General features: G+C 70.0%; 11 protein-coding genes. 4 read left to right on the forward strand and 7 right to left on the reverse strand.

Annotated elements, in window-relative coordinates:
* Positions 1 to 57 precede the first annotated feature (57 nt).
* The 3 genes from ABZY44_RS04710 to ABZY44_RS04720 are packed head-to-tail and all read right to left on the reverse strand — an operon-like array spanning position 58 to position 2,731.
* A complete protein-coding gene (locus ABZY44_RS04710) occupies positions 58 to 924 on the reverse strand; it encodes a metal ABC transporter permease (protein WP_356650130.1) in 867 nt (288 codons plus the stop codon).
* Complete coding sequence (locus ABZY44_RS04715) at positions 924 to 1,718, reverse strand: metal ABC transporter ATP-binding protein (RefSeq protein WP_356650131.1); 795 nt, start codon at positions 1,716 to 1,718, stop codon at positions 924 to 926. Before ABZY44_RS04715 ends, ABZY44_RS04710 begins: the two co-directional genes overlap by 1 nt.
* A gap of 29 nt (positions 1,719 to 1,747) precedes the next feature.
* Positions 1,748 to 2,731 (reverse strand): metal ABC transporter substrate-binding protein, encoded by a 984-nt coding sequence (locus ABZY44_RS04720; RefSeq protein WP_356650132.1) that lies wholly within the window; start codon positions 2,729 to 2,731, stop codon positions 1,748 to 1,750.
* Between the two features lie 154 nt (positions 2,732 to 2,885).
* On the opposite strand from ABZY44_RS04720, the gene ABZY44_RS04725 reads away from it, so the two are divergent.
* Positions 2,886 to 4,268, forward strand: coding sequence for a glycine--tRNA ligase (locus tag ABZY44_RS04725; protein WP_356650133.1), 1,383 nt, complete (start codon positions 2,886 to 2,888; stop codon positions 4,266 to 4,268).
* Positions 4,269 to 4,334: 66 nt separating this feature from the next.
* Here the strand turns inward: ABZY44_RS04725 and ABZY44_RS04730 are convergent, their stop codons facing one another.
* The 4 genes from ABZY44_RS04730 to ABZY44_RS04745 all read right to left on the reverse strand — a co-directional run bounded on the left by ABZY44_RS04730 (position 4,335) and on the right by ABZY44_RS04745 (position 8,452).
* The gene (locus ABZY44_RS04730; RefSeq protein WP_356650134.1) at positions 4,335 to 5,054 is read right to left on the reverse strand and encodes a VC0807 family protein; all 720 of its coding nucleotides are present in this window, start codon (positions 5,052 to 5,054) and stop codon (positions 4,335 to 4,337) included.
* Between the two features lie 123 nt (positions 5,055 to 5,177).
* Complete coding sequence (locus ABZY44_RS04735) at positions 5,178 to 5,771, reverse strand: TetR family transcriptional regulator (RefSeq protein WP_356650135.1); 594 nt, start codon at positions 5,769 to 5,771, stop codon at positions 5,178 to 5,180.
* Between the two features lie 21 nt (positions 5,772 to 5,792).
* Positions 5,793 to 6,815: an aldo/keto reductase gene (locus ABZY44_RS04740; protein WP_356650136.1), complete on the reverse strand. Its 1,023-nt coding sequence runs from the start codon at positions 6,813 to 6,815 to the stop codon at positions 5,793 to 5,795.
* A gap of 149 nt (positions 6,816 to 6,964) precedes the next feature.
* Complete coding sequence (locus tag ABZY44_RS04745; protein WP_356650137.1) at positions 6,965 to 8,452, reverse strand: MFS transporter; 1,488 nt, start codon at positions 8,450 to 8,452, stop codon at positions 6,965 to 6,967.
* 64 nt (positions 8,453 to 8,516) lie between these two features.
* Here ABZY44_RS04745 and dusB point away from each other — a divergent pair, with 64 nt between their 5' ends.
* From dusB to ABZY44_RS04760, 3 genes are all read left to right on the forward strand, one after another.
* Entirely contained in the window at positions 8,517 to 9,659 is a 1,143-nt protein-coding gene (dusB, locus tag ABZY44_RS04750) for a tRNA dihydrouridine synthase DusB (protein ID WP_356650138.1), read from the forward strand.
* A 375-nt stretch (positions 9,660 to 10,034) separates the two neighbouring features.
* On the forward strand, positions 10,035 to 12,743 hold the full coding sequence (ppdK, locus tag ABZY44_RS04755) for a pyruvate, phosphate dikinase (RefSeq protein ID WP_356650139.1): 2,709 nt from the start codon (positions 10,035 to 10,037) through the stop codon (positions 12,741 to 12,743).
* Positions 12,744 to 13,189: 446 nt separating this feature from the next.
* A complete protein-coding gene (locus tag ABZY44_RS04760; protein ID WP_356650140.1) occupies positions 13,190 to 14,269 on the forward strand; it encodes a helix-turn-helix domain-containing protein in 1,080 nt (359 codons plus the stop codon).
* Positions 14,270 to 14,494: the final 225 nt, after the last annotated feature.

A 14,494-nucleotide genomic window follows, 5' to 3' on the forward strand; every position in this document is an offset into this window, starting at 1 on the left:
GTTCCTCCTCGTCTAGGCCTCGGCCCATTGTGCCAGGCGGCCGGGGGCTCCAGGCTTTCAGACTCTTGCGTCCTGGCGCGTGCAGACCTCTTCGCCGGCCCGTGCGGCCTTGGCCCGGCGCCGGGCCAAGGGGGTCGAAACGGCCGTCATCACCATGAACACGGCGATGGCGAGCAGCACGATCGTCCCGCCGGACGGGGCGTCGATGTAATACGTGGCGGCCGTGCCGGACAACGAGACCAGGACGCCGATCACCATGGCCACCGAGAGGGTGGCGGTGAAACCCCGGGTGACGCGCTGGGCCGCGGCGACGGGGATCACCATCATGGCGCTGACCAGCAGCAGGCCGACGATGCGCATCGCGACGGTGACGGTGACGGCGGCGGTGACCGCCATCAGCAGGTTCAGCGCGCGCACCGGCAGGCCGGTCACCCGGGCGAACTCCTCGTCCTGGCAGACGGCGAACAGCTGTCGGCGCAGGCCCAGGGTGACGGCGACGACGAACAAGGCCAGGACCACGACCGCGGTGATGTCCTCGGCCGAGACGGTGGTGATGGAGCCGAACAGGTAGCTGGTCAGGTTGGCCGTGGAACCGCCCGGAGCCAGGTTGATGATCATGACGCCGCCGGCCAGGCCGCCGTAGAAGAGCATGGCGAGCGCGATGTCCCCGCTGGTCCTGCCGCGGGAGCGGATCAGCTCCATGCCGACCGCGCCGACGACCGCGACGAGGGTGGCCGTCCACACGGGACTCGCGTTGAGCAGGAAGCCGAGCGCCACACCGGTCATGGCCACGTGCCCGATGCCGTCGCCCATGACGGCCTGGCGGCGCTGCACGAGGTACGTGCCGATCGCGGGGGCCGTGATGCCGACCAGCGCGGCGGCGATCAGCGCCCGCTGCATGAAGGCGTAGTTCAGGAGGTCCATCAGCTCAGCAGTCCCGTCCGGAGCGGCTCGGCGTCGTGCGCCGCGTGGGGGTGTACGTGGTCGTGGCCGGGCAGCGCGTGCTGCCCCACGGCCTCCGGGGGCGGGCCGTCGTGCGTGACGCAGCCGTCGCGCAGGACGACGGCGCGGTCGATGAGCGGCTCCAGCGGGCCCAGCTCGTGCAGGACCAGCAGGACGGTGGTCCCGGCGACGACCTGCGTGCGCAGGGCGTTCGCCAGGACCTCCTGGTTGGCCAGGTCCACGCCGGCCATCGGCTCGTCCATGATCAGCAGCTCCGGCTCCACGGCCAGGGCGCGGGCGATGAGCACCCGCTGGTGCTGCCCGCCGGACAGGGCGTTGACGGAGGCGTCGGCGTAGCCGCCCATGTCGACCCTCTCCAGCGCGCGCTCGACGGCGGCCTTGTCGGCCTTGCGCAGGAACCCGAAACGGGTGCGCGCGAGCCGGCCGGCCGAGACGACCTCGCGGACGGTGGCGGGGACCCCGCTGGCCGCGGTGGTGCGCTGCGGGACGTACCCGATGCGCGACCAGTCCCTGAAGCGCGCGAAGTCCGTACCGAAGAGGGACAGCTCGCCGTCGGTCAGCGGGACCTGGCCGACCACGGCGCGCACGGCCGTGGACTTGCCGGAGCCGTTGGCGCCGAGGAGGGCGACGACCTCGCCGCGGCGGACGGTCAGGTCGATGCCGCGCAGCACGGGGCGCGAGCCGAGCGAGGCCGTGGCCCCGCGCAGGGATATGACGGGCTGATCGGCCGCCGTCGCGGTTTTCGCGGACTCCATGGCTCGCGCCTCCGTTGCTACTGCTGCCATTACTTGTTGCCGAGCGCCTTCTGGAGGTTCTTCAGGTTGGACCGCATGACCTCGAAGTAGTCGGCCCCCTGGGACTTGTCCGTGAGGCCCTCGAGGGGATCGAGGACGTCGGTCTTCAGGCCGGTGTCGCCCGCGAGGGACTTGGCCGTCTTGTCGCTGGCCAGGGTCTCGAAGAACACCGTCGTCACATTGTCCTTCGTCGCGAGGGCCTGGAGGTCCTTCATCCGGGCGGGGCTCGGCTCGGACTCGGGGTCGACGCCGGAGATGCCCTCCTGGTCGAGGCCGTAGCGCTCGGCGAGGTAGCCGAAGGCGGAGTGCGTGGTGATGAAGGTCCGGGAGGCCGTGTTCTTCAGGCCGTCCTTGAACTCCGTGTCAAGTGCGCCCAGTTCGGCGAGCAGCGCATCGGTGTTCTTCTTGTAGTCCGCCGCGTGGCCGGGGTCGGACTTCTCCAGGGCCGCACCGACGCCCTGGGCGATCTCCGCATACTTGACCGGGTCGAGCCAGACGTGCGGGTCCTCGCCGGCCTCGCCGTGGCTGTGGCCGTGGTCGTGGCCGTCGTCTTCGGTGTGGCCCTCTTCGGCGGCGTGGTCGTGGCCGGAGGTGCCGTGCACCTCCAGCTGGGTGAGGGTGGCGGCGTCGACGACGTTCTTCACGCCGGACTGGGCGACGGCCTTGTCGACGGCGGGCTGGAGCGACTTGAGGTAGAGGACCACGTCGGACTCGCCGAGTTGCGCGGTCTGCTTCGGGGTGATCTCCAGGTCGTGCGGCTCGACTCCCGGCTTGGTCAGGGTGCCGACCTTCACGTGTTCCTTGCCGATCCGCTCGGCGAGGAACTGCAGGGGGTAGAACGACGCCGTCACGTGGAGCTTGCCGTCTCTGTCGCCGGCGGCTTCGGCGGCACCCGAGCAGGCGGTGAGGGCCGTGGCGGCGAGGGCAACGGCTCCGGCGAGGGCGGCGGTGGGTATGAGGCGTCGTACGTTCATGACATCCATTTTCATCAAAGATGGAAACGATTGTCAACAAGGCTGGTGAGGGGGTGCGGAGCGGCCGTCGACGGGATCCCGATTTGAAAGGGAGGGTGCGGGCGCCGGTAACCTGGAGGCTTCGCCGTTCGTCCTCGTAAATGAAGAGAGCACCGTGGCCGCCGACAAGATCGAAACCATCGTCAGCCTGAGCAAGCGCCGTGGCTTCGTTTTCCCGTGCAGTGAGATCTACGGCGGCTCCCGGGCTGCCTGGGACTACGGCCCGCTCGGTGTCGAGCTCAAGGAGAACATCAAGCGCCAGTGGTGGAAGGCGATGGTCACCGGGCGCGAGGACATCGTCGGCCTCGACTCGTCCGTGATCCTCGCGCCCGAGGTCTGGGTGGCCTCGGGCCACGTCGGGACCTTCTCGGACCCGCTGACCGAGTGCACCTCCTGTCACAAGCGCCACCGCGCCGACCACCTGGAAGAGGCGTACGAGGCCAAGCACGGCCGCATGCCCGCCAACGGTCTGGCCGACGTCAACTGCCCCAACTGCGGTGTGAAGGGCCAGTTCACCGAGCCCAAGCAGTTCTCCGGCATGCTGGAGACCCAGCTCGGCCCGACCCAGGACACCGGCTCCAAGGCGTACCTGCGCCCCGAGACGGCACAGGGCATCTTCACCAACTTCGCCCTCGTGATGACCGCCTCGCGCAAGAAGCCCCCCTTCGGCATCGCGCAGATGGGCAAGTCCTTCCGCAACGAGATCACCCCCGGCAACTTCATCTTCCGCACCCGCGAGTTCGAGCAGATGGAGATGGAGTTCTTCGTCAAGCCGGGCGAGGACGAGCAGTGGCAGGAGTACTGGATGCAGGAGCGGTGGAACTGGTACCGCGACCTCGGCATCCGCGAGGAGAACATCCGCTGGTACGACCACCCGAAGGAGAAGCTGTCCCACTACTCGAAGCGCACCGCCGACATCGAGTACCGCTTCAACTTCGGTGGCAATGAGTTCTCCGAGCTCGAAGGCGTGGCCAACCGCACCGACTTCGACCTCAAGGCCCACTCCGCCGCCTCCGGCCAGGACCTCGTGTTCTTCGACCAGGAGTCCAAGGAGCGCTACACCCCGTACGTCATCGAGCCGGCGGCCGGCGTCAACCGCGCCATGCTCGCCTTCATGCTCGACGCGTACAACGAGGACGAGGCCCCCAACGCCAAGGGCGTCATGGAGAAGCGCACCGTGATGCGCCTCGACCCGCGCCTGGCGCCGGTCAAGGTCGCCGTGCTGCCGCTGTCCCGCAACGCGCAGCTGTCGCCGAAGGCCAAGGGCCTCGCCGCCGACCTGCGCAAGTTCTGGAACATCGAGTTCGACGACGCGGGCGCCATCGGCCGTCGCTACCGCCGCCAGGACGAGATCGGTACGCCGTTCTGCGTCACCGTCGACTTCGACACCCTGGACGACAACGCGGTGACCGTGCGCGAGCGCGACACCATGAAGCAGGAGCGCGTCTCCCTGGACCAGATCCAGAGCTACCTCGGCAGCCGCCTGCTCGGCTGCTAGGTCCCCGCACGAACAGCTGTGGCCCGGTGCGCGACGCGCACCGGGCCACAGCCGTACTCCCGGTGGTTACGCGGGTGCGGCGCTGCCGGCGGGGGCGGCCGCCAGGGCCGCGGCCCTGGCCTGGCCCTCGGCCTGGGTCCGCTTCGCGAACCGGATGGTCCAGAAGATCAGCGAGACCAGGACCCCGTAGATGAGGACCGGGCTGAGCACGACCATCGTGTCGACGCTCAGCAGGAACGCCAGCACGACGCGCAGCGAGGCCTCGGCGAGGTAGGCGACGCCCCAGACGGTGGTCATCCGTCGCATCGCGCTCCGGAAGTCGGGGTACTGCCACAGGCCGTTGAAGTACGCCACGCCCTCCTTGGTGCCGTCCGTGCCGAACTTCCGGCCGAAGTAGAACATCAGCGGCCGGGGAGCGAACAGGGTCGCGATGCAGAGCGCGCCGAACAGACCCGTCACCCCCGAGTCCTTGATGAGCAGGGCGCGGGCCGAGTGCGCGCCGATCAGCGTGACGAGAGCGGTGATCACCAGGAAGACCAGGGTGACCACGGCGAACTCGTCGATCTTGCGGCGCCAGGCGAGGTGGACGACGGAGTCGACCACCGGCCAGGCGCCGCTGACCAGGAGCGCGGCGAACTCGCTCCAGCCCCGGTCGGTGAGCATGTTGTACGTGAGGACGGGTGCGACCACGTTGAACCCGATGGTAAGGATCCAGCCGATCGCGGCGGCAGCTCCGGACCGGGCCGGTGGCCCGGACTGCGCTGCCGGTATTTCCTGAGCGGACAATGTTCCCCCTGGAACAGACCTGATGATGTGCGGTAAGGGGAACGTAAGAACGCGTTGGGTGCGCGACAAGGCCCCGGCGTCCAAAATCATGATCAAGCTGTCCGGAGCGGCTGCTTCCGGACGTCAGGCGCGAAGACCCCGGATGACCAGGGCGGTGAGCGCCTCGAACTCCGTCGTGATGCTCGGCGAGACCCAGTCCGCCATGTACGCCGGATCGTGGAACCGGTTGGTGGCGTCGAACACGGCGCGGGCCGCCGCCGGCACATCGGGCGCGGTGAGCGATCCCGCCGCGACCCCCTCGCCGATGATCCGGGTCAGCTGCGCGATCAGCTCGGTCAGGTGCCGGTCGACCACGCCGCTGTTCTCGGCGAGCAGCACGGTGTACGTCGCGAACAGCTCGGGGTCGTCACCCGCCTTGTGGCGCTTGGCCTCGAACAGTGCCTCCAGCCACGACTCCAGCTTGGAGGGGGCCGGTTCTGCGGGCGCCGAGGTGATCTCCTCCAGCATGACCACGCTCTTGGCGAGCCAGCGGTCCGTGACGGCCTCGCGCAGCGCAGCCTTCGAAGGGAAGTGCCGGTAGACGCTGCCGTGGCTGACGCCCAGCGCGCGAGCCACGTCCACCACGGTCGCCTTGGTCGGGCCGAAGCGGCGCAGCACCTCCTCGGTGGTCGCGAGGATGCGCTCGGGAGTGAGGGGCTCGGCAGCAGCGGGGGGCATGGGTACGACCGTACAGCCGGTTCAGTGCTCGCTGTCCAAATGGTCCATCTGCGCGGCCGGGTACCGCTGGCCGGCGGCGGATCCGGCCGGGACCGCCTCCTCGATGGCCGCGAGATCGGCGGGGGTCAGCTTCACCTCCATGGCACCCAGTGCCTCGCTGAGCCGGTCGCGTCGGCGGGCGCCCACCAGCGGCACGATGTCCTCGCCGCGCGAGAGCACCCAGGCGATGGCGGTCTGGGCGACGCTGACGCCCTTGCCGTCGGCGACCTCGCGCAGGGCGTCGACCAGGTCGAGGTTCCGCCCGAGGTTCTCGCCCTGGAAGCGCGGGCTCATCCCGCGGAAGTCGCCGGGGGCGAGCGTCCGTTCGCGGGTGAAGTGGCCGCTGATCAGACCGCGGGAGAGCACTCCGTACGCCGTGATGCCTATGCCGAGCTCGCGGGCGGTCGGCAGGATCTCCGCCTCGATACCGCGGGAGAGCAGGGAGTACTCGATCTGGAGGTCGGCGATCGGAGCTACGGCCGCGGCCCGGCGCAGGGTGTCCGCGCCGACCTCGGAGAGCCCGATGTGCCGGACGTGCCCGGCCTCGACGGCCTCGGCGATGGCGCCGACGGTCTCCTCGATCGGGACGTCCGGGTCGACCCGGGCGATGCGGTAGATGTCGATGTGATCGCGGCCGAGTCGCTGGAGCGAATAGGCCAGGAAGTTCTTCACGGCCTCCGGGCGGCCGTCGTACCCGGTGAAACCGCCCTCGACCGTCCGCAGGGCACCGAACTTCACGCTCGTCAGCGCCCGCTCCCGGGCCTCGGCGGGCGCGGTGCGCAGGGCTTCATTGATGAGGAGCTCGTTGTGCCCCATGCCGTAGAAGTCGCCGGTGTCGAGCAGCGTGATGCCGGCTTCGAGGGCGGCGTGGAGGGTGGCGAGGGACTCGGCCCGGTCGGCCTCGCCGTAGAGGGCGGACATCCCCATGCAGCCCAGGCCCAGCGGGAAGACGGAGGGGCCGGTGGTGCCGAGGACGCGGTGGGGGGACTTCTCGTTCAGGCTCATGCAACGAGAATGACATGACGGCTGACAGATTTCAATATCTGTCACTCGATGGTGTGGCGTGCCGGGCGGGGACCCGAACCACCCGGAGGGTGACGGCCCCGCCGCTCGCCACGGGGGCGTGCGGCCCCGGCAACAGGACGGTGCGCAGGTCAGCGGCGGCGCGGGGAAGACCCCGCACGGGTCGGGTCCGGCTCGCGCTCCAGGGTGCGGGCCGTGCGCACCGCCGTGCCGCGCGCCCACCGGCCGCTGGTCGCGAGGCCGACGACCAGGACGAGCAGCCCGCAGACCGTGATGATCCACCAGGCGGGCCGCGCCGCCGCCACGAAATCGGCGGCGGACACGGCGGCGGCCGCGGCTCCCGGCACGGCCCGGCCCGCCAGCCCGGCGGCCAGGACCGCGCCGACGACCGCCACGCCCAGCGTCCCGCCGGTCTGCCGGCTGGTGGAGGCCACCGCGGCGGCCACGCCCGCCTGCGCGCGCGGCATCCCGGAGACGGCGGTGTTGGTGATCGGCGCGTTCACCATGCCGAAGCCGAGCCCGAAGAGCACGTACCCGCAGAACAGCATCGCGGTCGAACTCTCGGCGGAGAACGCTGCGAACAGCAGCCCGCTCGCCGACATCGCCACCCCCGCGATCAGGAGCGGCAGCCGCGGCCCCCGGGAGCCGACGAGCCGCCCCGACACGGGTGCGCACAGGAAGGCGAGCGCCGCCATCGGCAGCATGTAGAGGCCGGCGTCCAGGGCGCCGAGGCCCCGTGCGTCCTGGAGGTACAGGGTGTTCAGGAACAGGAACCCGGAGAGCGCGGCGAAGGCGCTGACCGCGATCACCGTGGCCCCGGTGAAGGGGGCGCTGCGGAAGAACCGCGGGTCGATCAGGGGCTCCGCCCGCCGTGACTCGTACACCAGCAGCCCGGCCAGGCAGGCGACCGCGAGCGCCGCGCAGCCGAGGATCAGCGGGGAGTGCGGTCCGGCGGCCGGGGCCTCGATGATCCCGTACGTGAGCGAGCCGAGCAGCCCCATGACCAGCAGCTGCCCGACCGGATCCGGGCGGCGGGGGCGCTCGGCCCGCGACTCGGGGACGTAGCGCAGGGTCAGGCCGAGGGCGAGCAGGCCGACGGGGAGGTTGACCCAGAAGATGGACCGCCAGCCGACGGAGTCCACGAGCAGGCCGCCGATCAGCGGGCCCGCTGCCATGGAGACGCCGACGACCGCACCCCAGACGCCGATGGCGCGGGCGCGCTCGCGCGGGTCGGTGAAGGTGTTGGCGATGATCGACATGGCGACCGGGTTGAGCATCGAGCCGCCGACCGCCTGGAGCATCCGGAAGCCGATCAGCCAGCCCAGGCCCGGAGCGAGCGAACAGAGCACCGATCCGGCGGTGAAGAGCACGAGCCCGGCGGTGAAGACCTTGCGGCGCCCGATCCGGTCCGCCGTGGAGCCGGCCAGGATCAGGAAGGAGGCCAGGACCAGCGTGTACGCGTCGATCGTCCACTGCATGCCGGCCACGGAGGCGTCCAGGTCGCGGCGCATGGAGGGCAGGGCCACGTTCAGGACGGTGTTGTCCAGACTGACGATCAGCAGGCTCATGCAGCAGATCGCCAGGACCAGTGAGCGCCTCCTGGGGCTCAAGTCGCGCATGATGCCGATAGTACGCCTAACTAAAGAAATATGACCTACGGCGCGACTGCGCGACAATGGGGGGATGACCACGCTCCCCCCGCCCCTCGCGATCGGCCCGCACACCGTGCAGCCCCCGGTGGTGCTCGCGCCGATGGCAGGCATCACCAATGCCCCGTTCCGTACCCTGTGCCGCGAGTTCTCGGGCGGCAAGGGGCTGTTCGTGAGCGAGATGATCACGACCCGGGCCCTGGTCGAACGCAACGAGAAGACCATGCAGCTGATCCACTTCGACGAGACGGAGAAGCCCCGGTCGATCCAGCTGTACGGGGTCGACCCCGCGACGGTCGGCAAGGCGGTCCGCATGATCGTCGAGGAGGACCGCGCCGATCACATCGACCTCAACTTCGGCTGCCCGGTCCCCAAGGTCACCCGCAAGGGCGGCGGTTCGGCCCTCCCGTACAAGCGGCACCTGCTGCGCGCCATCCTGCGCGAGGCGGTCGCCGGAGCCGGCGACCTCCCCGTCACGATGAAGATGCGCAAGGGCATCAACGACGAGCACCTCACCTACCTCGACGCCGGCCGGATCGCGGTCGAGGAGGGGGTCACCGCCATCGCCCTGCACGGCCGCACCACCGCCCAGCACTACGGCGGCACCGCCGACTGGGAGGCCATCGCGCGGCTCAAGGAGCACGTGCCGGAGATCCCGGTGCTCGGCAACGGCGACATCTGGTGCGCCGAGGACGCGCTGCGCATGGTCCGCGAGACCGGCTGCGACGGCGTGGTCGTCGGGCGCGGCTGCCTGGGGCGGCCGTGGCTGTTCAACGACCTGGTCGCGGCCTTCGAGGGGCGCCCCGAGGACTTCCACAAGCCCACGCTGCGCGAGGTCGCGCAGACGATGCTGCGCCATGCCGGGCTGCTCGGGGAGTGGATCGGCGACGAGGCGCGCGGGGTGATCGACTTCCGTAAGCACGTGGCCTGGTACACCAAGGGCTTCTCGGTGGGTTCGCAGATGCGCCAGAAGCTCGCCGTGAGCTCCTCCCTGGCCGAACTCGATGCTCATCTGAGCGAGCTCGATCTGGACCAGCCGTGGCCGGAGAGCGCGGACGGCCCGCGTGGCCGGACGTCCGGAAACAACCGGGTTGTCCTGCCTGAGGGCTGGTTGAAGGATCCGTACGACTGCGCGGGTGTGAGCGAGGACGCCGAACTGGACACGTCCGGAGGGTGAGAACCCGGTGGCAAAGCATGCCACCGCCAGCGTGACATACGCCACGCATGGGTGAGGTTTCGCTCAGATGAGCGGATGGATCACGGGTAAGACTTTCAAAGGGTGGCACTGGGTGCCACCCTTTGTTCGTTCAACTCTTGAACGCAAATGTATCGATGATCGCTCATCCGAGCGACGATAGGCCTCTGTGGGCTCCTCACCCTTCGGGAGGTGAAGGTTGTCGGTCGGTCTCGGCTACTCGTTAGTTACATTCGATCTGCTGGGCCGTGCAGGGTTACGGCCGTATGACCGCCAAGTGGACGTACCCATAAGCCTTCGATCTGGGTATGTTCCTGGCCGTCAGGGCAGCCACCGAGCCTCGAGGAGTCGAGACCCGTGTCGGAAAACAAAGATCAGAAGTTCGTCTACGACTTCACCGAGGGCAACCGCGACCTCAAGGACCTTCTCGGCGGCAAGGGTGCCAACCTCGCCGAGATGACCAACCTGGGTCTGCCGGTCCCTCCCGGCTTCACCATCACCACCGAGGCCTGCAAGGTCTACCTCGAGAGCGGCGAGGCCCCGGCCGAGCTGCGCGAAGAGGTCAGCGCGCACCTCGACGCCCTCGAGGCGCGGATGGGCAAGAAGCTCGGCCAGTCGGACGACCCGCTGCTGGTCTCCGTGCGCTCCGGCGCGAAGTTCTCGATGCCCGGCATGATGGACACGGTCCTCAACATCGGTCTCTCCGATGCGTCCGTGACCGGCCTCGCCACCCAGGCCGGTGACGCGCGCTTCGCGTGGGACTCCTACCGCCGCCTCATCCAGATGTTCGGCAAGACCGTGCTCGGCGTGGACGGCGAGCTCTTCGAGGACGCCCTCGACGAGGCCAAGGCCGCCAAGAAGGTCACCGTCGACACCGACCTCGACGCCGCCGACCTGAAGAAGCTCGTCACGCGCTTCAAGAAGATCGTCGCGAAGGAGGCCGGCCGCGAGTTCCCGCAGGACGCCCGCGAGCAGATGGACCTCGCCGTCGAGGCGGTCTTCAACTCCTGGAACACCGACCGCGCCAAGCTCTACCGCCGCCAGGAGCGCATCCCGAGCGACCTGGGCACCGCCGTCAACATCTGTTCCATGGTCTTCGGCAACCTCGGTCCCGACTCGGGCACCGGCGTCGCCTTCACCCGCGACCCGGCCAGCGGCCACGCGGGCGTCTACGGCGACTACCTCCAGAACGCCCAGGGCGAGGACGTGGTGGCGGGCATCCGCAACACCGTCCCGCTGGCGGACCTGGAGACGATCGACAAGACCTCGTACGACCAGCTCATGACGATCATGACGACGCTGGAGACCCACTACAAGGATCTCTGCGACATCGAGTTCACCATCGAGCGCGGCCAGCTGTGGATGCTGCAGACCCGGGTCGGCAAGCGCACCGCCGGCGCCGCCTTCCGCATCGCCACCCAGCTCGTCGACCAGGGCCTCATCGACGAGGCCGAGGCCCTCCAGCGCGTCAACGGCGCCCAGCTCGCGCAGCTGATGTTCCCGCGCTTCGACGAGAGCGCCACGACCCAGCTGCTCGGCCGCGGCATCGCCGCCTCCCCGGGCGCGGCGGTCGGCAAGGCCGTCTTCGACTCCTACACGGCCGTCAAGTGGTCCCGCTCCGGCGAGAAGGTCATCCTGATCCGCCGCGAGACCAACCCCGACGACCTGGACGGCATGATCGCCTCCGAGGGCATCCTGACCTCGCGCGGCGGCAAGACCTCCCACGCCGCCGTCGTCGCCCGCGGCATGGGCAAGACCTGCGTCTGCGGCGCCGAGGACCTCGAGGTCGACACCAAGCGCCGCCGCATGACGGTCGGCGGTACGGTCGTCGAGGAGGGTGACGTCGTCTCCATCGACGGCTCCACCGGCAAGGTCTACCTCGGAGAGGTACCCGTCGTACCGTCCCCGGTCGTCGAGTACTTCGAGGGCCGCATGCACGCCGGCGCCGACGACGCCGACGAGCTCGTCGCCGCCGTGCACCGGATCATGGCCTACGCCGACCGCGTACGCCGGCTGCGTGTCCGCGCCAACGCCGACAACGCCGAGGACGCGCTGCGCGCCCGCCGCTTCGGCGCCCAGGGCATCGGCCTGTGCCGCACCGAGCACATGTTCCTCGGCGAGCGCCGCGAGCTGGTCGAGAACCTGATCCTCGCGGACACCGACAAGGAGCGCGAGGCGGCGCTGAGCGCCCTCCTGCCGCTGCAGAAGAAGGACTTCGTCGAGCTGTTCGAGGCGATGGACGGCCTGCCCGTCACCGTCCGCCTGCTCGACCCGCCGCTGCACGAGTTCCTGCCCGACATCACCGAGCTGTCGGTGCGCGTCGCCCTCGCCGAGTCCCGCAAGGACGCCAACGAGAACGACCTGCGCCTGCTCCAGGCCGTGCACAAGCTGCACGAGCAGAACCCGATGCTGGGTCTGCGCGGTGTCCGTCTGGGCCTGGTCATCCCCGGCCTGTTCGCCATGCAGGTCCGGGCGATCGCCGAGGCCGCGGCCGAGCGCAAGAACGCCAAGGGCGACCCGCGCGCCGAGATCATGGTCCCGCTCGTGGGCACCGTCCAGGAGCTGGAGATCGTCCGCGAGGAGGCCGACCGGGTCATCGCCGAGGTCGAGGCGGCCACCGGCACCAGCCTCAAGCTGACCATCGGCACCATGATCGAGCTGCCGCGCGCCGCGCTGACCGCCGGCCAGATCGCCGAGGCCGCGCAGTTCTTCTCCTTCGGCACGAACGACCTGACCCAGACGGTGTGGGGCTTCTCCCGCGACGACGTCGAGGCCAGCTTCTTCACCGCGTACCTGGAGAAGGGCATCTTCGGGGTCTCGCCCTTCGAGACCATCGACCGCGACGGCGTCGGCGCGCTGGTCCGCAGCGCCGTCCAGGCCGGCCGGGCGACCCGCCCCGACCTCAAGCTCGGCGTCTGCGGAGAGCACGGCGGCGACCCCGAGTCCGTCCACTTCTTCCACGAGGTCGGACTCGACTACGTCTCCTGCTCGCCGTTCCGGATCCCCGTCGCGCGCCTGGAGGCCGGCCGCGCCGCCGCCGAGTCGAAGGGCAGCGACAGCCGCTGACCGCCCACCGGCCCTGACCACCGGGGCCCACGAGACCGCGCCTGCCCGGGTTCCCTGACGCCCTGGGCAGGCGCGTCCATTTTCCCGGCTGTTCCTTGTCCCGGCCGTTCCGTGGTTCCCGCCGGCGAGTATTCGTTCAATGTTGTTCCAAAGGTCTTTACGGCAACAGGCGGCGGACGGATCCCCACCCGTCCACCGCCTGCCGCCTATCCGCCGGACACGTCGGCGCTTCCCGGTGCGACCGACCGCCAGGCCCCGCAAAGCCCCCCACGGCCTTCGCGGAGCGTTTCGGTCGCGCCGGAGTGTGCCCGGCGGAGTACAGGATTTCGGTTGTCACACCCCCGCCGAAAGGGGTTTCAACTGTGGCTGAAAGGCCATGGTGACCACGTGTGACGGCGTGCATACTCATAGGGCGGGGGGATTGCGGTTGCACAGGTGGGGGTTCGGTGCTGCGTATCCATTTCACTGGAGTGGACCTGGCACGCTTAAGGATGGCAGGACGTCCGGATGCGTTGTGGGAAACAATATTGAGTTTTCACCGTCTGAGGGACCGGCGAGATACCCGGCTCTTCGGCGAGTGGCGTACGGAAACCCGGAGCAGGCTGAATGGTGAGACGCGACTCCTCGGTGCGCTGATACCGAGTCGCGGTTATTTCCCCGATTTCCTCACCCCCGTGGAGGGGAAGTACGGATGGGACGTCGGTCTCGACGCGCTGCGCGCGATCCGTCCCGAGCGGATGCGGAGCGAGCTCGTGCTGCTCGGCCGGAGCGCGGGGGCGGGCTCCGGCATGGCCGCGGCCTTCGGGATGCCCGGGGCCGCCGGCGCGGGCACGGTCTCCGACGGAGCCGTGCCGAGGCGCCTGCGGGACTTCATGGAGGGCGCCACCGCGCATCTGCCCCGGCTCCTCGGTGAACTGCGCGGCTACCACCGGGCGGCCGTGGAGCCGTACTGGAGCCACATCCAGGCCCAGATCGAGGCCGAGCGGGCCGCACGCGGCCGGGCGCTGCTCGACGGCGGAGCGGACGAGCTGCTGGCCTCGCTGCCGCCGATGCTGCGCTGGCGGGCTCCGGTGCTGGAGTGCGACTACCCCGTGGACCGCGACGTACGGCTACGGGGGCGCGGGCTGCTGCTCCAGCCGTCCTTCTTCTGCCGGCGCACGGCGGTGACCCTGCACGACCCGGAGCTGCCGCCGGTGCTGGTCTACCCGGCGGCGGCGGAGCTGGCCTCGGCGCAGCCCGGCGGCGAGGCGGGGCGCCCCGCGGAGGAGCAGCGCCGGTACCGCCAGCGCACCCTGGGCAAGCTGGTCGGGCACACCCGCTCGGTGGTCCTCCAGGCGATCGGCGACGGGGCCACGACGAGCGAGCTGGCCCGGCGCGCCGGGGTCTCGCTGGCCTCCGCGAGCCAGCACGCCGGGGTGATGCGCGAGGCCGGCCTCGTCACCACCCTGCGCCGGGGCAACTCCGTCCTGCACACGGTGACGCCGCTGGGAGCCGCGCTGCTCAAGGGCGGGGCGGTGGCCTCGTGAGCCCCCGCGCCCCGGCGGGCTCCGCGGCCGCCGGGGCGCGGCCGCCGGAGCCGGGGACCGGCTGGGTTGACATGATGTCCATTCCGAATGGCAGGACGTCGGCCGGCCCGAGGGCAATCCCGGAGGAGGAATTGCGGGATATCGGTACGCCTTCCCGGAACTCCTCGTAGCGGAACGCCTACGCGCGGTCGCATTCCGTGCACCTGTTCGACAATCGGACGGGGT

The sequence above is a fragment of the Streptomyces sp. NPDC006544 genome (assembly GCF_040611715.1).
Taxonomy (GTDB): Bacteria; Actinomycetota; Actinomycetes; order Streptomycetales; family Streptomycetaceae; genus Streptomyces.

Coding starts and splice junctions, on each gene's coding strand:
- ABZY44_RS04710 (WP_356650130.1), bottom strand. CDS start 924: ATGGACCTCCTGAACTACGCCTTCATGCAGCGGGCGCTGATCGCCGCC.
- ABZY44_RS04715 (WP_356650131.1), bottom strand. CDS start 1,718: ATGGAGTCCGCGAAAACCGCGACGGCGGCCGATCAGCCCGTCATATCC.
- ABZY44_RS04720 (WP_356650132.1), bottom strand. CDS start 2,731: ATGAACGTACGACGCCTCATACCCACCGCCGCCCTCGCCGGAGCCGTT.
- ABZY44_RS04735 (WP_356650135.1), bottom strand. CDS start 5,771: ATGCCCCCCGCTGCTGCCGAGCCCCTCACTCCCGAGCGCATCCTCGCG.
- ABZY44_RS04740 (WP_356650136.1), bottom strand. CDS start 6,815: ATGAGCCTGAACGAGAAGTCCCCCCACCGCGTCCTCGGCACCACCGGC.
- ABZY44_RS04745 (WP_356650137.1), bottom strand. CDS start 8,452: ATGCGCGACTTGAGCCCCAGGAGGCGCTCACTGGTCCTGGCGATCTGC.
- dusB (WP_356650138.1), top strand. CDS start 8,517: ATGACCACGCTCCCCCCGCCCCTCGCGATCGGCCCGCACACCGTGCAG.